Origin of the sequence: Arthrobacter alpinus (assembly GCF_900105965.1) — a bacterium.
In the GTDB taxonomy this organism is placed as follows: Bacteria; Actinomycetota; Actinomycetes; order Actinomycetales; family Micrococcaceae; genus Specibacter; species Specibacter alpinus.
Map to the genome: position 1 here is coordinate 3,230,118 of NZ_FNTV01000001.1, position 20,062 is coordinate 3,250,179.

Annotated in this window: 19 protein-coding genes and 1 riboswitch; of the genes, 10 read left to right on the plus strand and 9 right to left on the minus strand. The window is 61.9% G+C overall.

Going from position 1 to position 20,062, the window contains the following annotated elements; translation table 11 throughout:
- Window positions 1-139: 139 nt before the first annotated feature.
- The 4 genes from BLV41_RS14750 to dnaK all read right to left on the minus strand — a co-directional run bounded on the left by BLV41_RS14750 (window position 140) and on the right by dnaK (window position 4,110).
- Window positions 140-598 (minus strand): heat shock protein transcriptional repressor HspR, encoded by a 459-nt coding sequence (locus BLV41_RS14750; protein WP_074712295.1) that lies wholly within the window; start codon window positions 596-598, stop codon window positions 140-142.
- A gap of 5 nt (window positions 599-603) precedes the next feature.
- Window positions 604-1,590 (minus strand): DnaJ C-terminal domain-containing protein, encoded by a 987-nt coding sequence (locus BLV41_RS14755; protein WP_074712296.1) that lies wholly within the window; start codon window positions 1,588-1,590, stop codon window positions 604-606.
- Window positions 1,591-1,666: 76 nt separating this feature from the next.
- Window positions 1,667-2,242, minus strand: coding sequence for a nucleotide exchange factor GrpE (locus BLV41_RS14760; protein WP_074712297.1), 576 nt, complete (start codon window positions 2,240-2,242; stop codon window positions 1,667-1,669).
- A 2-nt stretch (window positions 2,243-2,244) separates the two neighbouring features.
- Window positions 2,245-4,110: a molecular chaperone DnaK gene (gene dnaK / locus BLV41_RS14765; protein WP_074712298.1), complete on the minus strand. Its 1,866-nt coding sequence runs from the start codon at window positions 4,108-4,110 to the stop codon at window positions 2,245-2,247.
- 305 nt (window positions 4,111-4,415) lie between these two features.
- On the opposite strand from dnaK, the gene BLV41_RS14770 reads away from it, so the two are divergent.
- The 4 genes from BLV41_RS14770 (at window position 4,416) to pabB (ending at window position 8,545) form a co-directional block, all read left to right on the plus strand.
- Window positions 4,416-5,240: a class I SAM-dependent methyltransferase gene (locus BLV41_RS14770; RefSeq protein ID WP_074713349.1), complete on the plus strand. Its 825-nt coding sequence runs from the start codon at window positions 4,416-4,418 to the stop codon at window positions 5,238-5,240.
- A 71-nt stretch (window positions 5,241-5,311) separates the two neighbouring features.
- The gene (locus BLV41_RS14775; protein WP_074712299.1) at window positions 5,312-5,932 is read left to right on the plus strand and encodes a LysE family transporter; all 621 of its coding nucleotides are present in this window, start codon (window positions 5,312-5,314) and stop codon (window positions 5,930-5,932) included.
- A gap of 32 nt (window positions 5,933-5,964) precedes the next feature.
- Complete coding sequence (locus BLV41_RS14780; protein WP_342028203.1) at window positions 5,965-6,468, plus strand: low molecular weight protein-tyrosine-phosphatase; 504 nt, start codon at window positions 5,965-5,967, stop codon at window positions 6,466-6,468.
- Window positions 6,461-8,545: an aminodeoxychorismate synthase component I gene (pabB, locus tag BLV41_RS14785; protein ID WP_074712301.1), complete on the plus strand. Its 2,085-nt coding sequence runs from the start codon at window positions 6,461-6,463 to the stop codon at window positions 8,543-8,545. The genes BLV41_RS14780 and pabB overlap by 8 nt, the downstream gene beginning before the upstream one ends.
- A 234-nt stretch (window positions 8,546-8,779) precedes the next feature.
- Here the strand turns inward: pabB and cls are convergent, their stop codons facing one another.
- Entirely contained in the window at window positions 8,780-10,258 is a 1,479-nt protein-coding gene (gene cls / locus BLV41_RS14790) for a cardiolipin synthase (protein ID WP_074712302.1), read from the minus strand.
- A 186-nt stretch (window positions 10,259-10,444) separates the two neighbouring features.
- Here cls and BLV41_RS14795 point away from each other — a divergent pair, with 186 nt between their 5' ends.
- Window positions 10,445-11,047: an HdeD family acid-resistance protein gene (locus BLV41_RS14795; protein WP_074712303.1), complete on the plus strand. Its 603-nt coding sequence runs from the start codon at window positions 10,445-10,447 to the stop codon at window positions 11,045-11,047.
- Window positions 11,048-11,057: 10 nt separating this feature from the next.
- Window positions 11,058-11,981, plus strand: a complete 924-nt coding sequence (locus BLV41_RS14800; RefSeq protein ID WP_074712304.1) for an aminodeoxychorismate lyase — start codon at window positions 11,058-11,060, stop codon at window positions 11,979-11,981.
- On the opposite strand, the gene BLV41_RS14805 is transcribed toward BLV41_RS14800, so the two are convergent.
- On the minus strand, window positions 11,953-12,594 hold the full coding sequence (locus BLV41_RS14805) for a Pr6Pr family membrane protein (protein ID WP_044571021.1): 642 nt from the start codon (window positions 12,592-12,594) through the stop codon (window positions 11,953-11,955). The genes BLV41_RS14800 and BLV41_RS14805 overlap by 29 nt on opposite strands.
- Before the next feature lie 127 nt (window positions 12,595-12,721).
- Window positions 12,722-12,842: riboswitch (SAM riboswitch) on the plus strand.
- 82 nt (window positions 12,843-12,924) lie between these two features.
- Here BLV41_RS14805 and BLV41_RS14810 point away from each other — a divergent pair.
- The 3 genes from BLV41_RS14810 to BLV41_RS14820 are packed head-to-tail and all read left to right on the plus strand — an operon-like array spanning window position 12,925 to window position 14,844.
- Window positions 12,925-13,185 carry a DUF1737 domain-containing protein gene (locus BLV41_RS14810; RefSeq protein WP_044571024.1) on the plus strand — a complete coding sequence of 87 codons (261 nt, stop codon included), beginning with the start codon at window positions 12,925-12,927 and terminating at the stop codon, window positions 13,183-13,185.
- Window positions 13,182-13,574, plus strand: a complete 393-nt coding sequence (locus tag BLV41_RS14815; protein ID WP_044571028.1) for a rhodanese-like domain-containing protein — start codon at window positions 13,182-13,184, stop codon at window positions 13,572-13,574. Before BLV41_RS14810 ends, BLV41_RS14815 begins: the two co-directional genes overlap by 4 nt.
- 58 nt (window positions 13,575-13,632) lie before the next feature.
- Window positions 13,633-14,844 carry an O-succinylhomoserine sulfhydrylase gene (locus BLV41_RS14820; RefSeq protein WP_074712305.1) on the plus strand — a complete coding sequence of 404 codons (1,212 nt, stop codon included), beginning with the start codon at window positions 13,633-13,635 and terminating at the stop codon, window positions 14,842-14,844.
- A gap of 177 nt (window positions 14,845-15,021) precedes the next feature.
- Here the strand turns inward: BLV41_RS14820 and BLV41_RS14825 are convergent, their stop codons facing one another.
- Window positions 15,022-16,554, minus strand: coding sequence for a UDP-N-acetylglucosamine 1-carboxyvinyltransferase (locus BLV41_RS14825; protein WP_074712306.1), 1,533 nt, complete (start codon window positions 16,552-16,554; stop codon window positions 15,022-15,024).
- A 257-nt stretch (window positions 16,555-16,811) separates the two neighbouring features.
- Between BLV41_RS14825 and BLV41_RS14830 the strand changes: the two genes are divergently transcribed.
- A complete protein-coding gene (locus BLV41_RS14830) occupies window positions 16,812-17,864 on the plus strand; it encodes a LacI family DNA-binding transcriptional regulator (protein WP_074712307.1) in 1,053 nt (350 codons plus the stop codon).
- On the opposite strand, the gene BLV41_RS14835 is transcribed toward BLV41_RS14830, so the two are convergent.
- Complete coding sequence (locus BLV41_RS14835) at window positions 17,861-19,111, minus strand: glycoside hydrolase family 32 protein (protein WP_170835481.1); 1,251 nt, start codon at window positions 19,109-19,111, stop codon at window positions 17,861-17,863. The genes BLV41_RS14830 and BLV41_RS14835 overlap by 4 nt on opposite strands.
- A gap of 47 nt (window positions 19,112-19,158) precedes the next feature.
- Complete coding sequence (locus BLV41_RS14840) at window positions 19,159-20,052, minus strand: carbohydrate ABC transporter permease (protein WP_083360800.1); 894 nt, start codon at window positions 20,050-20,052, stop codon at window positions 19,159-19,161.
- Window positions 20,053-20,062: the final 10 nt, after the last annotated feature.

Consider the following 20,062-nt stretch of genomic DNA (forward strand, 5'->3'; position numbering starts at 1 on the left):
AGGGATGCGGCCGTTCAAGCCCACACCCCTTCGCCAGTGCAGTGCTGGAGGACCGCTTCTGCGGGAGAGCCTCAATAATGTGAATGTCCCGGGCAGACAAGAGGCGGCCCGATATTTTTATCGGGCCGCCTCTTGGACGTTATTTCTTTTTGGGCGATATGGCTTTTGGTCGCCAGACCACCATGGCCTGGCTGCGCGGGCGCGGGCGCTGGCCCCGGGCAAGGGCCACAATGTCCCCGCCCATCAGGCCCGCCGCGAACACGCGGCTGTTGGTGCGTGGCGGCCGCGATTCCATTTCTGCCGTTACGGCTTCAAGCTGTTCACTGAGTTCCATGACCTTTGATCGCAGTGCATCGACCTGGTTCTGAAGCTCCATGATGCGTCGAATACCTTCAAGTGAAACGCCTTCCTGCGAGAGGCGCTGAACTTCTCGGAGCATGCTGACGTCATGCTGCGAGTACCGCCGCGATCGTCCGGGTGCCCGGCTGGGTTTCACAATCCCCAGCCTGTCGTACTGGCGCAGGGTTTGAGGATGCATGTCGGCCAGTTCGGCCGCCACGGAGATCACGAAAATCGGTGAGTAGGGATCGACGATCATGGCGCCTACAACTTAGCTTTGTCCGCCAGCGCAGCGCGGGGGTTGCCGTCTGCCGTAGCTGCCGCAAAGGCACGAACGGCTTCTTCGGCTTCTTGACTGAGCTTTTGCGGAACAGCCACGTCGATCGTGACCAGCAGATCGCCGTCGCCCTTCTTCGTCTTCACACCAGCACCCTTGACGCGCAAGGTACGGCCCGACGGCGTTCCGGCAGGCACGCGGAGGCGCACAGTATCGCCGGCCAGCGTGGGGACGCTGATATCCGCGCCGAGGGCTGCCTCAGGGAAGGAGACTGGTACGTGGACGCGGATGTTGTCGCCGTCGCGGACAAAGAAGTCGTGCGGCTTGACCTTGACCGTAACCATCAGATCGCCGGGGCCTGCAGCGCCGGGCTGGCCCTTGCCCTTGACGCGGACCTTCTGCCCGTCCTTGATGCCTGCGGGAATGCGAACATCGATGACGTCGCCGTTGGGCTCGCGCAGCGCAATCTTGGTTCCGTTGATGGAGCCGCCGAAGGAAATGGTGGTACTGGCGCTACGGTCTGCACCCTTGGTGGGTTGGGGCTGGAAGCCGCCAAAACCGCCTCCGCCGCCACCTCCGCCGCCGAACAAATCGGCAAATTCCGGCGGGAGGCCTGAACCGCTAAAACCGGGGTTGCCACGGGGCGTGCTGCGGCCACCTCCGAAGAGGTCGCCGAAGACGTCCTCAAAGCCACCGCCGCCATTGTGTCCGGTGCCTCCTGCACTGAAGCGGGCACCGCCACCCATGGCGCGGATGGCGTCATACTGTTCGCGATCTTCCTTGCTGGAGAGCACGGAATACGCTTCGGAGACGTCTTTGAAGGTCTTTTCCGCCTGCGCATCACCGGAGTTTGTATCCGGGTGGTACTTGCGGGCCAGCTTTCGGTAGGCCTTTTTGATATCGGCTTCGGTAGCATCCTTGGATACCCCAAGAATCTTATAGAAGTCTTTTTCTGCCCAGTCCTGACTTGCCAAGACGTCTCCTTTCCAAAGTTTGTGGGTGATGCTAAGGGTCGGGCACCCAGTTCCGGGCGCCCGACCCAAGGACTTGTTACTCCGGTACGGCCACGATTACCTGTGCGGCGCGCAGAATACGCTCACCGGACTTGTAACCATTGCGCAGCACCTGGCTGACGGTGTCAATCTCCACCTCTGCCGAAGGCTGCTGGATGAGCGCCTCGTGCACGGTCGGATCGAAAGGAACGCCTGTGGCGTCGATCTTTTCCAGTCCATAGGTGGCCAAGGCTGCTTCCAGCTTGGTTGCAATTGCCGCGAACGGGCCATCGACAATGTCGCCATGGGTACGCCCAGCATCAATGCCGTCCAGGACGGGAAGCAGCGAGTTCAGGACGCCAATGACGGCCATCTGCCCGGCTACTGCCCGGTCCCGTTCAACACGCTTGCGGTAGTTGACGTACTCGGCCTGCAAGCGAAGAAGGTCATTCTTCAACTCGGCGGCCTCATCGACCTCAACACCTTGAGCGACTGACTCGTCGGCCGGAACCTCAACACCGTTGAGAATTTCCTCGGCCTGGGAGAGTGCATCACCATTGGTCTCGGCAGGCTCGGCCGCCGGATCCACTGGATCCACCGGCTTGCCCTCTTCGGGGTTTACGGACTCAGACATGCTTACTTCTTCTCGTCTGCGTCTTCGTCGACAACTTCAGCGTCAACGATGTCCTCGTCGGCAGCGGAAGCGTCGGCACCCTCGGAAGCTCCGGCGTCGGCCGTTGCACCCTCAGCCTGGGCTGCGGCGTAGATGGCCTCACCCAACGTGGACTGTGAAGCCTGCAGCTTCTCGAAGGCAACCTTCACGGCGTCGTCGTCATCGCCGGCAAGAGCGGTCTTGAGCGCTGTGACATCTTCCTTGACGGGGTTCTTGACCTCGTCGGAAAGCTTGTCATCGTTGTCGACCAGAACCTTGTCCACCGAGTAGTGCAGCTGCTCGGCGCTGTTGCGCAGATCTGCTGCCTCGCGGCGGGCCTTGTCCTCGGAAGCGTGCTCTTCAGCATCGCGAACCATGCGCTCGATGTCTTCCTTGGAGAGCGAGGAACCACCGGTGATGGTCATGGACTGCTCAACACCTGTGCCCTTGTCCTTGGCGGACACGTGCACAATGCCGTTGGCATCGATGTCGAAGGTGACCTCAACCTGCGGGACGCCGCGAGGAGCAGGCGCAATGCCTGTCAGCTCGAACGTGCCCAGCGGCTTGTTGTCACGGGTGAACTGACGCTCGCCCTGGAAGACCTGGATGGCCACTGACGGCTGGTTGTCATCAGCGGTGGTGAAGGTCTCGCTACGCTTCGTGGGGATGGCCGTGTTGCGCTCGATCAGGTGCGTCATGACACCACCCTTGGTTTCAATACCCAAGGACAGCGGGGTGACATCGATGAGCAGAACGTCCTTGCGCTCGCCCTTCAAAACGCCAGCCTGCAGTGCGGCACCAACGGCCACAACCTCATCCGGGTTGACACCCTTGTTGGGCTCCTGGCCGCCAGCCAATTCCTTGACCAGTTCGGAAACGGCGGGCATGCGGGTGGATCCGCCGACGAGCACAATGTGATCGATGTCCGAAACCTTGATGCCGGCTTCCTTGATGACGTCCGTGAACGGCTTCTTGGTGCGCTCGAGCAGATCGGAGGTCAGTTCCTGGAACTTGGCGCGGGTCAGCTGCTCGTCCAAGTGAACCGGACCGTCAGCGGTCACGGAGAGGTACTGCAGGGAAACGCTGGTGCTGGAGGCCGAGGAGAGTTCCTTCTTGGCCTGCTCAGCAGCTTCCTTCAGACGCTGCAGGGCGATCTTGTCCTTGGACAGGTCGATTCCCTTGACCTTGAGCTGGTTCAGCAGGTAGTCAACAACGCGCTGGTCCCAGTCGTCGCCGCCGAGGCGGTTGTCACCGGCGGTGGAGCGAACCTGAATGGTGGAGAACTCGTCTTCGTCCTTGCCAACTTCGAGCAGGGAAACGTCAAACGTTCCGCCACCGAGGTCGAATACCAGGATGAGCTCGTCTTCCTTGCCCTTTTCCAAGCCGTAAGCCAAAGCAGCCGCGGTGGGCTCGTTGACAATGCGCAGCACCTTCAAGCCTGCAATTTCGCCAGCTTCCTTCGTGGCCTGGCGCTCAGCATCGTTGAAGTAGGCCGGGACGGTGATAACAGCGTCGGTGACCTTCTCACCCAAGTATGCTTCGGCGTCGTTCTTGAGCTTCATCAAGATACGTGCGGAGATTTCCTGAGCCGTGTACTTCTTGCCGTCGATGTCGACGTTCCAGTCGGTGCCCATGTGGCGCTTGACGGAAGCGATGGTGCGGTCGATGTTGTTGACGGCCTGGCGCTTGGCGATTTCGCCGACCAGTACTTCGCCGGACTTGGAGAAGGCAACGATCGAGGGGGTGGTGCGGCCACCTTCGGCGTTGGCGATAACGGTGGGCTCGCCACCTTCCAAGACGGATACAACAGAGTTGGTGGTTCCGAGGTCAATACCTACGGCACGTGACATAAGTGGTTCCTTTCATGAGCCGCTGCGTGAACTTGTCCGTCACCGGGATGGTGGTCGGGTCGCTCAACCAGCGGTATTGAGCGTTCTGCACTCAACTTTACTCAGGCTCGTTTTGTTGTCAAATGAAGTTGAGCGTAGTTGACTCAACTTTCACGTTGGGCGAACAAGATCGACGCCGGATGGCAGGTTTCAGTGCCCCGCGTCACCTCCCGCGGAGGTGTGTTGGGGACGGACGCGTGGATGACGGCCGTCCACTCTCCAAGAAACTCTGGCCGCTGCCGCTCCGACGGGCGTACGCTCCATGCATGAGCGATCAAACGGGTCAAGAACAAGGCGACGTCTACACACACGGACACCACGAGAGCGTGCTGCGGTCGCACGCCTCACGCACGGCCGTAAATTCCGCGGCATATCTGATTCCGCACCTCAGTCATGGGCTCAAGGTGCTGGACGTGGGTTCGGGTCCCGGCACCATAACGGCCGATTTCGCCCAGCTGGTTGCTCCCGGCGAGGTCCTGGGGTTGGACCGTGCACCCGAGGTGGTGGCCGCGGCAACAGTGCTGGCCAGAGAGCGCCACCTGCACAACCTCAGCTTTGAGACCGGCGATGTCTACAACCTGGACTTCTCCGATGACAGCTTTGATGTGGTGCACGCACACCAGGTGTTGCAGCACCTGACGGATCCGGTGGAGGCGTTGCGTGAAATGCGCCGCGTCGCGAAACCGGGTGGCATCGTGGCCGTCCGCGACGCCGATTTTCATGGCATGTCCTGGTACCCGCAGCTGCCGGAACTCGAGGAGTGGATGGCGCTGTATCAGCAGGTGGCGCGGCACAACCAGGCGGAACCCGACGCCGGGCGACGCTTGCTCCACTGGGCCCAGGCCGCAGGATTCAGCGACGTCACGCCGTCGAGCGCCAACTGGTTGTATGCCACGGAGGAACAACGGGCCTGGTTGGCCGCCGTCTGGGCGGACCGAACCGTGGGCTCGGCATTTGCCGAACAAGCCGTGGCCTACGGTTTTGCAGACGCGGCTACACTGACCAGGATCTCTGCGGGTTGGCGGGCATGGGGCGCCGCCAAAGACGGTTGGTTCCTGATGCCCAATGGGGAGATTGTCGCCCGCGCCTGACACCGCCCTGCACAAACATGCTTTGTCCGCCTATGCGGCTATTGGCATGTGCACGCCCGTAAACTAGGCGGGTGCAATTCTCACTGTGGCTTGCCCTCGCGGGTGCCGGCGCCATGATTAGCCTGACTCCCGGCGCAGGCGCCATCAACACCATGTCCAACGCGCTCTCTTCGGGCTTCCGCCGGTCCATTTGGGGCATCCTGGGCCAGCAACTGGCGCTGGTTGTCCATGTGGTCATCGTGGCGGCGGGTGTGGGCATCATTGTGTCCAATTCACCCTTCCTGTTCATGATGATCCGCTACGTGGGCGCCGCTTATCTGGTGTATTTGGGTGTCCGGAAGCTGCTTGCCAAGGCTGAGAAGGTCGACGCCGGGGACTCGCCTGCCCCTGTTGAGTCCGGCTTCTCGATGTTCCGGCGCGGGCTGTGGGTTAACCTGCTCAATCCCAAGGCGATCGTATTCTTCTTGGCGTTCATGCCGCAGTTCATCCGCCCCAATGAGCCGCTGCTGCCGCAATACGTCATCCTGACAGCCACAGTTGTTGTCATTGACATCATCGTCATGTGGTTCATTTTCGCCGCCGGCGCCAAGCAGCTCAAAAACGTCACGGCCAGTGAGCGCGGCCAGCTGATCTTGAACCGCGTCTTCGGCATCCTCTTCATCGCCGTGGGTATTCTGCTGGCGTTGGCGTAGCGTCTTTTGCCGCCGCGGATAGAATGACCCCCATGAGCAATCCCTACCGGATCATGACCGTTTGCACCGGCAATATCTGCCGCTCCCCCATGGCTGAATTCATGCTGGCGGACGCTGCTGCCGAATCCGGCCTTGAGGTTGAGGTGGACTCTGCGGGAACCACTTCATGGGAGGCGGGGAAACCGATCGACCCACGGGCCAAGGCCGTTCTGGCTCGTCACGGTGTTGCCGCTGGCGACCACGCCGCGCGTAAATTCCAGCCGGCGTGGTTTGCCGAGCGTGATCTGATCTTGGCACTGGACACGGACCACTTCGATGCCTTGATCGCCCTTGCCCCTGACCCGGCGTCGGCCGCCAAGGTGCGCATGTTGCGGTCCTTCGATCCCGCCATGGCTCATGTGGCCACTGCCCAGCAGGGCATTTACGATCCTTGGTACGGCGACTCAAAAGATTTTGAGGCCAGCTGGAAGCTGATCGCCGCCGCCATTCCGGGCATCTTGGCGCACTCCACGGCCAACGGCACCGCGCGTGGCTGATCGTCCCGTCATCATCGCCGTGGACGGCCGTTCAGGCGCCGGAAAGACCACCATTGCGGTAGAGTTGGCGGCCTTGCTGCGCCGGCATCGTGCGGTTTCCCTGTTTCACCTTGAGGACATTTACCCGGGTTGGGATGGTTTGGCCGGCGGCGTGGAGCGCTACATCGACTCCGTGCTGCAGCCGCTGCGCGAGGGCCTTGCCGCCACGTGGACAGCGTGGGATTGGGAGGCCGCGAACGACGGCGCCGCCCGCACCACCGCTGTTGCCCCGGTGGTGCTTGTGGAGGGTGTTGGCTCCTCACATGGGCGTGCTGCCGATTTTCTGGACGCCGTGATTTGGGTGGACACCCCCAGCCAGGCCCGCAAGGCGCGCGCCCTGGCCCGGGATGGCGAAACATACGCACCGTTCTGGGACGCGTGGGCGGAGCAGGAAGAACAGCTGTTGGCCGGCTTGGCCTCGGCAGAGCACGCAGACATCTTGGTGGACGGAACCCACGGCGTGGCCAACGCGCCGGAGTCCGTGCTGGATGCCCTGACGCAACTTCCCGCCATGGAACATGTGCTTGGCCCGGAGCTGGCCAGGCGCCGCGGACTGGAGTTCTCGGCCATCCGCCTTGATGGTCTGCCACCTGCCGAGGACCTCTTCCACGCACTCTACGGGCAGGCTGAAAACGCGGTTTGGCTGGACAGCTCCATGGCAGGCGATGGCACGGCTGCAGCAACCAAGGAAGCGGCGGCTCGATCAAGGTTCTCCATCATGGCCGATAACTCCGGTGGTTTCGGCCAGCTTGCACGCCACAGCCGCGGCCTGACCACGGTGTGTTCCGGTCAGGTGACCGCCCGCATTCGCGGGCCGTTCTTCCGGTGGCTCGATTCGGTGTGGGGCCGCAAAGCCGTGCGGGCGCCACAACACTACCCCGGGGATTTCACCCTAGGCTGGCTGGGCTATCTGGGCTACGAGCTGAAGGCCGAAACCGGCGGCTCAGCTCGAACCGAGGAGAGCACCATTCCCGATGCCGCGCTGCTTTTTGCCGGCCGCGCCGTGGTCATGGACCATCAGGAAAACTGTCTCTACGCCCTGACCCTCAGTGGCCCGCACCAGCCGGGTTCACGCCTTGAAGCCGAAGACTTCCGCACGGCAGTCCGCACGGCCCACGCCGCAACTCAAGGGGAATTGGCCAGCACCGCCGGCCATCCGGCGTCGAGCATTCATGGCGCGGCACCGCATTTCACCGCGTGGGACGGAGAACGCCGCTACAAGGACATGATCGCCGCGTCGCAAGCCGAAATTCATGACGGCAACAGCTACGAGATTTGCCTGACCACGCAGCTCGAGGCGCACACGACTGAACCTGTGGATCCGTGGGTTGCGTACCGAGCCCTGCGGAAGCGGAATCCGGCACCGTTCGCCGCGTTCCTAAGGGTGTCCTCGTTGAGTGTTTGCAGTACCTCGCCCGAACGTTTCCTGCGCATCGATGCGGACGGGCGCATGCGTGCCGAACCCATCAAGGGCACGCGGCGCCGCGATACTGATCCCGGGGTTGATGCCGCGCTCAAGGCTGATCTTGCCAGCTCGCTGAAGGATCGGGCGGAAAATGTGATGATCGTTGACCTGCTGCGTAACGATCTCTCCCACTTTGCCCTGCCGGAATCACTCACGGTTCCGCGACTATGCGCAATCGAAAGTTACGCCACGGTGCATCAGATGGTCAGCACCATCGAGGCGCAGCTGGCGCCGGGCAGCTCCCGCGCGCAAGCCGTGGCCGCCGCATTCCCAGCCGGGTCCATGACGGGAGCCCCGAAGATCAGCACCATGGCCATCCTCGACACCCTCGAAGCAGGCCCGCGCGGCATCTATTCGGGCGCGATCGGCTACTTCTCACTCAATGCGGCCACGGATCTCTCCGTAGTGATCCGCACGCTGGTCCTCCAGGACAAGCACGACGGCGGCACCCACCTTTCCCTGGGAATCGGCGGCGCCATCACGGCCGACTCCGAGGACGAGGCGGAGTGGCAGGAAATTCAAGCCAAGGCCTACGGAGTCCTCTCCACCCTAGGCTCCGACTTCCCGCTGTAATCGGCGGCGGCCCGCCATTTTTCCGGCGACTATCCGACTCCTCGGCCGCGGGCGGCCTGCGGGTCTCCTTTACGTCGCCTACAAAAAATGCCGGCTCCGCCGCCTACTCCGCTCGAAGGCAGCCGAATCCGGTGTTCCCGTAGGTCGCGTAAAGGAGACGCCAAAGGCCGCCCGCGGCCGACGCGTCGGATAGCGACCGAGGGAATGCCGGATTCAGCTGCCACCCGACCACCGCTACTGCAGCGTGGCCGTCAGGCGTGCCACATTGTCCACGTAGCGTGCAAGGACGGGCCGGTTGACCCATTCGTCGAGTTTCAGTTCGCGTGAGACGGCCCGGTAGTGGTCCTCCACGGCGTGCATCTGTTCAACCACTTCGCGGTCGATCATCATGACTGTGACTTCAAGGTTGAGTGAGAAGCTGCGCATGTCCATGTTGGAGGAGCCGATCACGGCCACATCGGAATCCACGGTGAAGTGCTTGGCGTGCAGGACGAACGGCTTGGGGTACAGGTAGATCCGGACACCGGCTTTGAGCAGCGCTTCATAGTAGGAGCGTTGGGCGTGGTGGACCAGGAACTGGTCGCCTGCCTCTGAGACGAAGAGCTCGACTACAACTCCTCGTTGGGCGGCCGTGGTGATGGCGTAGAGCAGGGAATCGTCCGGCACAAAGTAGGGGCTGGAGATCGTGATGCACTCTTCGGCCGAGTAGAGCAGGGTGTTGAAAAGGCGAAGGTTGTTTTCTGTGACGAATCCCGGGCCGCTGGGCACCACTTGGCACAGGGATGCGCCTGCAAATGAATCCCAGTGGTAGGTTGCCAGCTGGTCTTCCAGGTTCTCTTCGGTCTCGGCGGACCAATCGGTGGCAAACATGATGTTGAGCGTTCCAACAATGGGCCCCTCAAGCCGAGACATGAGCTCGACCCATTTCCGGCCAATCTCTTGGTTCTTCTTCTTCCGGTACGAGGGTTCGATGATGTTCTGGGATCCGGTGAAGGCCACCCTCCCATCTACCACCAGGATTTTCCTGTGGTTCCGAAGGTCGGGTCTGCGCCACTGGCCTTTGACGGGCAGCAGCGGCAGCATGCGGCGCCACTGGATCTTGCTGGCCTTGAGTCTGCGGATCATTCCCCGGTAGCCGGGAACCCTGATCGAGCCGATGTGGTCGAAGAGCACGCGCACACGCACACCACGCTCGGCAGCAGCTTCGAGCTCGGTGAAGAGCCGGTCTGTACAACCATCGGAGCTCATAATGTAGAACTCGGCATTGACGAAGTATTCGGCACGGCTGACTTCATCGGCCATGGCGTCCAGTGACTCCTGGTAGCCCTGGATCAGCTGGACGCTATTGGCCCCCAAGGCGGGGAAGGAACCCAGGTTGCGGTTCAGCTCAATGGCGGATTTCACCCAGGCCGGGCCTGCATACTCAGGAACCAGGTCCGCGATCCCGCGGGTCCCTTCCACCACCCGTTGGTTGACGGCGTCCTGTGATTCCCGCCGTCGTCGTGAGAGCCGGAAGTTTCCAAACATCAAGAACAGGACCAGGCCAACATAGGGCAGGAAGAAGATGCACAAGAGCCACGCCATGGCCGTGGTGGGACGCCGGTTTCCGGGGATGATGCCCAATACAGCGATGCGGATGCCCAAATCCACGATCAAGAGAAGCACCGAAAGCCAGGCGCTGCCCGTTGGCAGGCTAAATGCCGTCCAGAACATCCGGTCGTCCCCCTATTTTTACCGGCGCGATGCCAACTCGTAGCTGGAAACCGCAATTGAGAACAGCCTATCGGCATTCCACGCGTCATTGGGGTTCCCCAGACCGCCTGTCATACACCGCACCGGACGGCATTAACCGGTTAGTCTGGGCATTAATTCACCCGCAGATCCGAAGGACATTCATAAATGAGTACTCCCGAAGTCACCATCGACACATTTGCCCTCGATCCTCACAAGCTCACCCAACAAGCCGTTAAGGGGTTGCGCATAGCATTTGCCGTGAGCGGCATTGCCGCTCTGGGACTTGGCGTGGTCCTTTTGCTGTGGCCCACCAAAACCTTGGCAGTTGTCGCCGTGTTCCTTGGCATCAACTTCCTCATCACGGGCGCCGTGAAGGTTGCCGTGGGAATTTTTAGCCACAGCCTCTCAGCAGGCATGCGCATTCTGGACGTGCTGCTTGGCCTGTTCATCCTGGTGGCCGGCATCATCGCCCTGCGTAACTCGGCCGCAACCGGTGAGGCCCTGTTGATCTTCACGGTCATCATGATCGGCATCGGCTGGATCATCGAGGGCGTCATCGCCATGGCTGAGGCCGGCAAGGGCTCCACCCGCCTGTGGGCCATCGTCTTCGGTGCAGTCAGCGTCATTGCCGGCGTCGTGGTCTTGGCAGTTCCCGGATGGACTGCCGCGTGGCTACTGCTCATGACGGCCATCATGCTGATCGTTTTGGGAATCGTGGGGCTGGTGCGGGCCTTCACTTTTGGCAAGCAACTGCTGGCGGGCCGCTAAGCTCTATCGCATGACAGTTTTGGTTTTCCTTGACCCCGCCCACCCCGCAGGCCGTTTGGTCGACGCCTCCTCCCCCGCCATTTTGGCCACGGACCAGGGCGTCACGCGGGGCGACGGGATCTTTGAATCCATGCTTGCCGTCAATGGCGTGCCGCGAAAAATCCAGGCTCACCTTCAACGCCTGGCCGGATCGGCCAGGACCATGGACCTCACCATCCCGCCTGCGGATGTGTGGCAGGCGGCAATTGAGACGGCGGTTGCCGCTTTTGGTGCTGCCGAAGGCCAGCATTCCGGCGCAGCAGTCAACGGCGAAAAGCAGTGCGTCGTCAAGCTCATTGCCACCCGCGGGCCCGAGGGTGGCAACACACCCACGGCATGGGTTCAGGTTTCGGCCATCTCCCCGGCATTGGCCGAACAGCGGGCCAAGGGCTTGGATGTTATTTTGCTCGAACGCGGCTACGACAGCGATATTGCCATCCGCGCACCGTGGCTGCTGCTGGGTGCCAAGACCCTTTCCTACGCCGTGAACATGGCCGCGCTGCGCCACGCACATGAGCAGGGCGCAGACGACGTGATCTTCACCAGTGGTGACTCGCTCGTGTTGGAGGGGCCGACGTCGTCCGTTCTGTTGGCGCATATCTCCGATGACTCGGGCGTCCCTGTGAAAAGGCTCATCACGCCGCACCTGGACACGGGCATTTTGCCCGGCACCACCCAAGGCGCGCTGTTCGCGGCCGCCAAGGAAGCTGGGTGGGAACTCGGCTATGGTCCTGTGACGCCCGCTGACCTGCTCGACGCTGACGCGGTCTGGCTGATTTCCAGCCTGCGGCTGCTGGCCCCGGTGAACACGATCGACGGTGCCGAAATTGGCACGGCCGCCATCCGGGAACGGCTCAGCGAAGAGCTCAGCGCGATACTGGCAACAACACTTTAGGCACGAGTGGGCGTAGCTTGTTGCCCAGGAACATGATGAGCAGAGTCATGGCAACAAATCCAACTGCAATGAGCACGCACGTCACCGCCACCGTGCCATAGCCGCCGTTGGCCGGATTGATGAACGGGTAGGCGTACCAGTTGATGGCCGCCCCGCGGATCAGGGAGTACGCCAGGTAAGCCAGCGGGAACAGTGCCGCCACTCCCACACGTTTGAGCGGGATACTGTGGCGTGGCGGCTGGATGAGCCAGTCTGCCACCACGGCAACCGGCATCACATAGTGAAGCCACGTGTTGATCCACGGCAGCAGTGATCCCAGGTCCACGTCGCGCAGCAGGGTGTTGAAGACAATACCCACCAGCGCCATGCACACCACTGAGATGCAGCGCAGCAACGCCCAGGCAGGGCCGCCCTCCTTGCCGCGCCATGTCAGCACGGACTCCACGAGCAGCACTACGGCGGCGAAAATATTGGAGAGGTTCGTGAAATAGCTGAAGAAGTTCACAATGCTGTAGCCCTCGCCGAGGTGGATGCCGAGCTGGGTTCCCACGGCAATCAGGGTCACGGCACCGAAGATAAAACGGACTGCGGCGAAGGCGCGGCTGAGTGTCATAGCTCCATAATGCCAGCCGCCCGCACTGTACCGGCGTAGCGCCACCACTTTTGCGCGGATCGTCATGTTGCGCCACACACGCATAGTTCCGGGCAGCACTGATGCCGCGTGTGTTATTTTCGAGGGGAGTAATGAGTGCCAGTATCAAGCCCTGACTTGCTGGCCGGCAACCCTCTTCCCGGCGGGGTGCCTCAGGTGAATACTCGGCAAACCCAGCTAACAACGGCTGATATTTGCAAGCGTGAACCCTTCAGCAGCGCCAGATCTGCCCCTTAAGCGCCGCGGCCAGCTCCGCTTGCACATGCCAGCCACGTGCAACGAGGAGACACCATGTCCACGGACGAATCCCCACTGGCTTACCGCCTGATCACCGGCCCCGACGACCGAAGTTTTTGTGAGCGCATCTCCGCCGCACTGGCCGAGGGTTATGTGCTGCACGGTGGGCCCGCCGTGACCGCCAACGGCGGCACCGTGATCTGCGCCCAGGCCGTCATCCTCCCTCACGCCGTGGCCAGCAGCGACGTGGCCGTCGCCAACGCCCTGGACGAGCTCGACGCCGATCTGGAATTCGACGGCGAGGGAATCGCGTGAGCTACGCCGGCGATCTGGCCCCGGCCACAGCATGGGATCACATAGCGGCAGGAGCCGTGTTGGTTGATGTTCGCACGGAGGGGGAATGGACCCACATTGGCGTTCCGGACACGTCTGCGCTGAACACGGAGCCGGTCTTCATCCAATGGAATCTGGCCAACGGCAGCAACAATCCACAGTTCCTGGCCGAGCTGCTTCAAGCAGTGCCTACCGAGAAATCACTGGTGGTGCTGTGCCGTTCGGGCGCACGCTCCATTGCCGCGGCGACGGCCGCAACGGCGGCCGGGTACACGGCGTACAACGTTTTGGAAGGCTTTGAGGGCGAACCTGACCGCTACGGCGACAGGGTGGTCAACGGCTGGAAGAACCGGAAGCTGCCCTGGCGCTAGCCGCTACGCACTTTTTGACGGACATACTGCACCACCAGCGAAAGCCAAGGATACGCAATTGAGTAACTTTAACGAGCATGCAGCCACCTGGGCGCCGGACACGGCGGCCGTGCGCGGCGGGCTTGACCGCAGCAACTTCCAGGAAACCTCCGAGGCACTGTTCCTGAACTCCGGGTTTGTGTACGAATCGGCCGAGGCCGCCGAGCAGGCGTTCACGGGCGAGGTGGACCGCTTTGTCTATTCCCGCTACGGCAACCCGTCCGTGGCAACCTTCCAGGAACGGCTGCGTCTGTTGGAGGGGAAGGAGGCCTGCTTCGCCACGGCCTCTGGCATGTCCGCAGTCTTCACAGCGTTGGGTGCGTTGCTGGCGGCTGGAGACCGGGTGGTTGCCTCACGCTCACTCTTTGGTTCCTGCTTTGTCATCCTGAACGAGTTGTTGCCGCGCTGGGGCGTGGAGACGGTATTTGTGGACGGGCCTGATCTTGATCAGTGGCGCGAGGCATTGTCCGTTCCCACCACGGCTGTGTTCTTTGAATCGCCGTCAAACCCGATGCAGGAAATTGTTGATATTAAGGCCGTCTGCGATCTGGCCCATGCCGCCGGCGCACAGGTGGTTGCCGACAACGTCTTCGCCACGCCGCTCCTGCAGCGGTGCGGTGACTTCGGCGCGGACATCATTGTCTACTCCGGGACCAAGCACATTGACGGGCAGGGGCGGGTCTTGGGTGGCGCCATCCTGGGCAGCAAGGAGTTCATCGACGGGCCGGTCAAGAACCTCATGCGCCACACGGGGCCCGCGCTGTCCGCGTTCAACGCCTGGGTGCTGACCAAGGGTCTGGAAACCATGAACCTGCGTGTGACTCATTCGTGCAACAACGCGTTGGCCTTGGGTGAATTTCTCGAGAAACAGCCGCAGATCGGCCGCGTCCTGTACCCGCATCTGCCATCGCACCCGCAATATGAACTGGCCAAGCAGCAGATGAAGGCCGGCGGAACCGTGCTGACCTTCGAACTGGCCGAGCCTGCTGGCGGAACCACCAAGGATGCGGCTTTTGCGCTGCTGAATGCCTTGCAGATCATCGATATCTCCAACAACCTAGGAGATGCGAAGTCGCTCATTACTCACCCGGCCACCACCACGCACCGCGCCATGGGACCGGAAGGCCGTGCGGCCATTGGGCTCACCGACGGTTTCCTTCGCCTGTCCGTGGGTCTGGAGGACCTGGACGACCTCAAGCAGGACCTCGCTGCCGCACTGGCTGCCATCTAGGGGCGCGACACAGCAGCAATAGCGAGGCCGGCGGCGTGCCAAACCCGCGGGGCGGGTGAAATTACACACGCCGCCGGCGGATTGGCACGCCGCCGGCGTTTGGTTTGTTCCGGAGCACGACAACGGCCGGTCACCTTCCCCTTGGAAGGTGACCGGCCGTTGTCGTGCTTGTTGCAGTTAGTCCTGGAAGTACTCGATCTCGGCGCCAACGGTGTTGAGGCGCTCGGCCAAGTCTTCGTAACCGCGCTCGATGACGTAGATGTTGCGCAGCTCGCTGGTGCCCTTGGCAGCCAGCATGGCCAGCAGGATACACGCGGCCGGACGAAGGGCGGGCGGGCAGCCAATTTCGGCGGCACGCCAGGCGGCGGGGCCCGTGATGTCGATGCGGTGCGGATCCAAGAGGCGGACGCCGGCGCCGAGGCGGTTCAGCTCCGTCAGGTAAATGGCGCGACCCTCGTAGACCCAGTCGTGAATCAAGGTGGTGCCTTCGGCACAGGAGGCGATCACGGCGAAGAAGGGCAGGTTGTCGATGTTCAGGCCCGGGAACGGCATGGAGTGAATCTTATCCGGCGCAGCCTTCAACTCAGACGGCAGCGTGGTGATGTCCACGAGCCGAGTTTTGCCGTTGCGGGCCATGTACTCGGCCGTCTTGAGGTAACGGAATCCCATCTGCTCCAGGACCTTGAGTTCAATTTCCATGAACTCGATGGGGACACGCTTGACAGTCACCTCGGACTTGGTCACGATGCCGGCGGTAATCAGGCTCATGGCCTCGATGGGGTCCTCGGACGGCGCGTACTCGATGTCCACATCAATCCGGGACTTGCCCTTGATGGTCAGCGTGGTGGAACCTACGCCTTCCACCGTGACACCCAGGCCCTGCAAGTAGAAGCAGAGGTCCTGAACCATGTAATTGGGGCTTGCGTTGCGGATGACAGTGGTGCCTTCGCGGTGAGCGGCGGCCATGATGGCATTTTCAGTGACGGTGTCGCCGCGTTCGGTGAGCACAAAGGTGCGGTCTTCGGTATCGCTGACAGGAGCCTGTACCTGGTAGAAACCGTCGTGAGCGTTGACGTTGAGGCCAAACTCGCGCAGGGCCTGCATGTGCGGCTCTACCGTGCGGGTACCCAGGTCACAGCCACCGGCGTAAGGAATGCGGTACGTGTCTTCCTCGTCCAGGAGGGGACCCAGCAACATGATGACACTGCGGGTGCGCTTGGCGGCCGCAATGTCCATGGCGGCCAGATCCAACACGGCGGGGCGGCGGATCTGCAGATCGTTGTCCTCGAGCCAGGTGCACTCGACACCGATCGAGGTCAGCAGCTCCACAATGCGGTTGACCTCTTCGATCCGGGCCAACCGGCGCAAGGTGGTGGTGCCACGGTTCAGCAGGCTGGCGCAGAGCAAGGCCACACCGGCATTCTTGCTGGAATTTACCTCGACACTGCCGGAAAGTTCACGGCCACCATGCACGCGCAGGTGAGTGACGGTGTTCTTGCTGACGGCTCCAACGCTGAACAGGTTGGCTTCCAACAGGGATTCCATGCGCTGGATCATCTTCAGGCTAAGATTTTGCTTGCCCAGTTCCATTCGGGCAACGGCACTCTGACTCGTCCCCAAGTGGGTTGCCAGTTCGCCCTGGGTCCAACCTTTTTCATTGCGCGCATCTCGCACGAGTACGCCAACGGTTTCTGCAGCTACTTGAGTCATAATTCTTTTATATCACGAGATGCATATTTGCAAGGGATGATATGACCTTTCGGACAGTCCTTGCGGAATCCGTGAATAAATAATCGCCACATGCGATAAATTCGGTGGCCAAAATGCGCTAAACACCGAGGTGCCACTTAACGGTACCCCGGACCCGAGGCTGCAGCGTGAACCACGCCCAAAGCGCCATGCCCTGGAGCTTGCGGCCAGCACCGCCTGCAGGCGATAGGCTGACCTCACACGATTTAGGAGGCACCATGGCACGTAAGGCCACTTCTCAGGACGTCGCCGACCGCGCGGGGGTTTCTCGCAGCGCCGTGAGCTTTGTCCTGAACGGCCGCGCCGATGGAAATATTGCCAAGGAGAAGCAGCTGCTCATCCTGGCCGCCGCCAAGGAGCTCAATTACACTCCAAATGCCGTGGCACGCTCACTGCAAAGCCAGCGCACCCACACCATCGGCGTGGTGACCGATGCCATCGCCGGCGGGCCTTTCGCCGGCAAGCTCCTGCAAGGCGCCAGCAGTGCCGCGTTCGATGCCGGATACCTTTTGTTTGCCATCGACACCCAGCGCAACGACGCCCGCGAGGACAAGGCCTTTGGCACCCTTATCAACCGCCAGGTTGATGCCATGATGTTCGCCGCGGAGAGTCTGCGCCCGCATCACCCCCGCCCCGCCATGAAGGGCATTCCGGCGCTGCTGGTTAATAGTTTTGACCCGGCTGGCGCCCAGCTCTCCATCATTCCTGACGAGATTGGCGGCGGCCGCCGCGCCGCCCAAATCCTGCTCGACGCCGGGCACACCTCCATTGCCTACCTCTCCGGCGGACCCGAGTTGGTGGCCACGGAACGCCGCACCCAAGGCCTTGACGCCGCAATTGCCAAGGCAGGGCTGCCCTCCATTGAGGCCATGGAAACCGGCTGGGAGATCAACGATGGATATGCCGCGGCCATGCGCCTCTTAACGGACGACGGCGGCCGCTCGCCAAAGCTTGACCGGCCCACCGGGGTTGTGTGCGCAAATGACAGGGTCGCCGTGGGCTTCATGATGGCCTGCGGACAGTTGGGGTTGCGGGTCCCGCAGGATGTGAGCATTGTGGGCTATGACGATGACGAGCCGCTTGCCAGGACTGTGGTTCCCGGACTGACCACGGTGGCACTGCCCCACCGTGAAATGGGCGAGAAGGCCATTGAGCTGTTGTTGGCGGAGCTGGACCACGGGGCAGCGAATCAGCCTGGCGGAACCATCCTCATTCCCTGCCCCGTGGTGATGCGCGGCTCGGTGGCGGCACCTTCAGGCGGCTCCCACTAAAGGGCCAGTGCGTTGACCACGGCTTCCCCGCGGACTTCAAAGCGCGAGGTAGCCGTGGGGTAGGCGCGAATTGTGCGTGCCGTGCCATCGGCAGCAAAGATCTCAATAAGCGAGCCATCAACGAGAATGCGTCCAGCCGTGATGCTTGCGACGACACGTTCGCTGCCGCCGTCCACCAGCACCAGCTCGGCCACACCGGCAGCCAGCACCTCAAAGGCTCGAGTTTGAACAGGCACGGTAAAGGTTTCAGCACCGTCAGACATGAGCGCTGCACGCAAGGTGTCAACCTCGGCAACCGGCGCCGACACCAGCGCGCCGTCACGGAATGACAGCTCCCTCGCGTACGTCAGCACACCGGCCCAACCGGAGGCGTGAATATCAGCCTCGGGACGGGACTTCTCCCAGCTCCAGCCCCACATGAGCGTTCGGGGCTCGGCTGCGGTCCCGGCAACCACCTGAGGGGCGTAAAAGTCAGGGCCATCGTCGATCAGTCCACCACCTGTAGGTAGGAATTTCAGCCCGGCACCTCCCTCGCTGAGTTCGCCGGTCAGGTAAGTGACCCGGTCCAGGTCATGGTTGTCGAGGTTCCACAGGGACAACATGAGCACCCACTGCCCGTCCACGCGAAACAGCTGCGGGCATTCCCAAATTTGCGCAGGCGCCCATTCGGCCGCGACCCCCGCGCCGCCCGTCACCAACGGGCCCAAGTACTCCCACTGAGTCATGGTGTGGCACCGGTACAGCAGAATCACGGGCGTTCCATCTTTGTACCCGGCACCTTGAATGGCGTATTGGCTGCCGTTGAAGGTGAAGAGGAAAGGGTCCCGTACATCGCCAATGTTTGGCTCCTCCGGCATACCCACTATGCCGTGCTGCTCTTGCTTCCATTCCAGCAAAGCCCTATTCGAAGTTGCTGTCATGACTTGGGACTTATGCTCGGTTTCTGCGATGCCGGTGTAATAGGCGGTAGGCACCTCGCCATCAAGGGCAATGACGCCTGACCAGACTCCTGCCGCGTCGGCGGCCCCCATGCGCGGGAAAAGGGCGGTGGGCTGCTGGGTCCAACGGACCAAGTCCGTCGAGGTGGCATGGCCCCAGTGAATGTTGCCGTGGGTGGGCGCGTCGGGGTTGAGCTGGAAGAACACGTGATGGGTTCCGTCAACGTAGATACAGCCGTTGGGGTCGTTGATCCAGCCCTGGTCCGGGCGGCCGTGCAGTGCCGGGAAGGCGGGGTCGGTGGTGCTCACAGGTAAAGCTCCTAGCTGGTTGACTATTGATGGTGCAGACGTGGAACTCATTTATTGATTCCTGCCGTCAGGCCCTCACGGAGGTAGCGCTGGCCAAAGAGGAAGACGACAAGCGCCGGGATCATGGACAACACCACACCGGCGAGGACTGTCGACACCGAGCCCGTGCCCATATTGCCTTGCAGCGACACCAAGCCCAGTGGCATGGTGAAGTTTTCCTCGCTGATGGTCATGATCAAGGGGCGGAAGAACTCATTCCAGTGGAAATTGAAGGCCAGGATGCCCACAATGGCCAGCCCGGGCCATGCCAGCGGCAGGTATACGGAGCGGAACGTGCGTAGGGGTGATGCGCCGTCGATCGCGGCAGCCTCGGCCAGTTCGCCCGGCAGGCCAATGAAGAATTGGCGCATCAGGAAGGTTCCAAACGCCGTCGGGATGGCCGGCAGGATCAGGGCCAGCAGGGTATCGGAGAGCCCCATGCCACGGATGAGCATGAACACCGGGACGATCGTGACCTGTGCGGGCACCATCATGGTGGCCAGCACAACGCTGAACAGGATGCCGCGGCCCCTGAAGTCGATGCGGGCAAACACGTAGCCGGCGAGCGCCGCAGTGAACATCTGGCCCGCCGCGATGATGCCGGTGACAAGGACCGAGTTCCAAATCAGCAGCCACATGTTTACCTGCTTGAAAACGTCAACGTAGGAACTAAAGTCCAGGCCACCGGAGAAGACGGAGCCACCGCTACCCAGGGATTCAGTGGGCGAGCGCATGGAGGTCATGACCGTCCACACCACAGGTCCAAGGGTGAGGAACGTTGCAACAACGAGGATTGCGGCACGGCCGCCTGTGCGGCCGGTGATGCGGATTTTCTTGCGGCGCGCAGGGGTGGTTTCGCGTCCACCTACCGTGGTGCTTTCTTTCAAGGAGTGAATAGTCATGGCACTGCTC

Bases quoted from the DNA above. Each gene is read 5' to 3' on its own strand.
- BLV41_RS14750 (WP_074712295.1), bottom strand. From the start codon at position 598: ATGATCGTCGATCCCTACTCACCGATTTTCGTGATCTCCGTGGCGGCC.
- BLV41_RS14760 (WP_074712297.1), bottom strand. From the start codon at position 2,242: ATGTCTGAGTCCGTAAACCCCGAAGAGGGCAAGCCGGTGGATCCAGTG.
- dnaK (WP_074712298.1), bottom strand. From the start codon at position 4,110: ATGTCACGTGCCGTAGGTATTGACCTCGGAACCACCAACTCTGTTGTA.
- BLV41_RS14770 (WP_074713349.1), top strand. From the start codon at position 4,416: ATGAGCGATCAAACGGGTCAAGAACAAGGCGACGTCTACACACACGGA.
- BLV41_RS14780 (WP_342028203.1), top strand. From the start codon at position 5,965: ATGAGCAATCCCTACCGGATCATGACCGTTTGCACCGGCAATATCTGC.
- cls (WP_074712302.1), bottom strand. From the start codon at position 10,258: ATGTTCTGGACGGCATTTAGCCTGCCAACGGGCAGCGCCTGGCTTTCG.
- BLV41_RS14795 (WP_074712303.1), top strand. From the start codon at position 10,445: ATGAGTACTCCCGAAGTCACCATCGACACATTTGCCCTCGATCCTCAC.
- BLV41_RS14800 (WP_074712304.1), top strand. From the start codon at position 11,058: ATGACAGTTTTGGTTTTCCTTGACCCCGCCCACCCCGCAGGCCGTTTG.
- BLV41_RS14805 (WP_044571021.1), bottom strand. From the start codon at position 12,594: ATGACACTCAGCCGCGCCTTCGCCGCAGTCCGTTTTATCTTCGGTGCC.
- BLV41_RS14810 (WP_044571024.1), top strand. From the start codon at position 12,925: ATGTCCACGGACGAATCCCCACTGGCTTACCGCCTGATCACCGGCCCC.
- BLV41_RS14825 (WP_074712306.1), bottom strand. From the start codon at position 16,554: ATGACTCAAGTAGCTGCAGAAACCGTTGGCGTACTCGTGCGAGATGCG.
- BLV41_RS14830 (WP_074712307.1), top strand. From the start codon at position 16,812: ATGGCACGTAAGGCCACTTCTCAGGACGTCGCCGACCGCGCGGGGGTT.
- BLV41_RS14840 (WP_083360800.1), bottom strand. From the start codon at position 20,052: ATGACTATTCACTCCTTGAAAGAAAGCACCACGGTAGGTGGACGCGAA.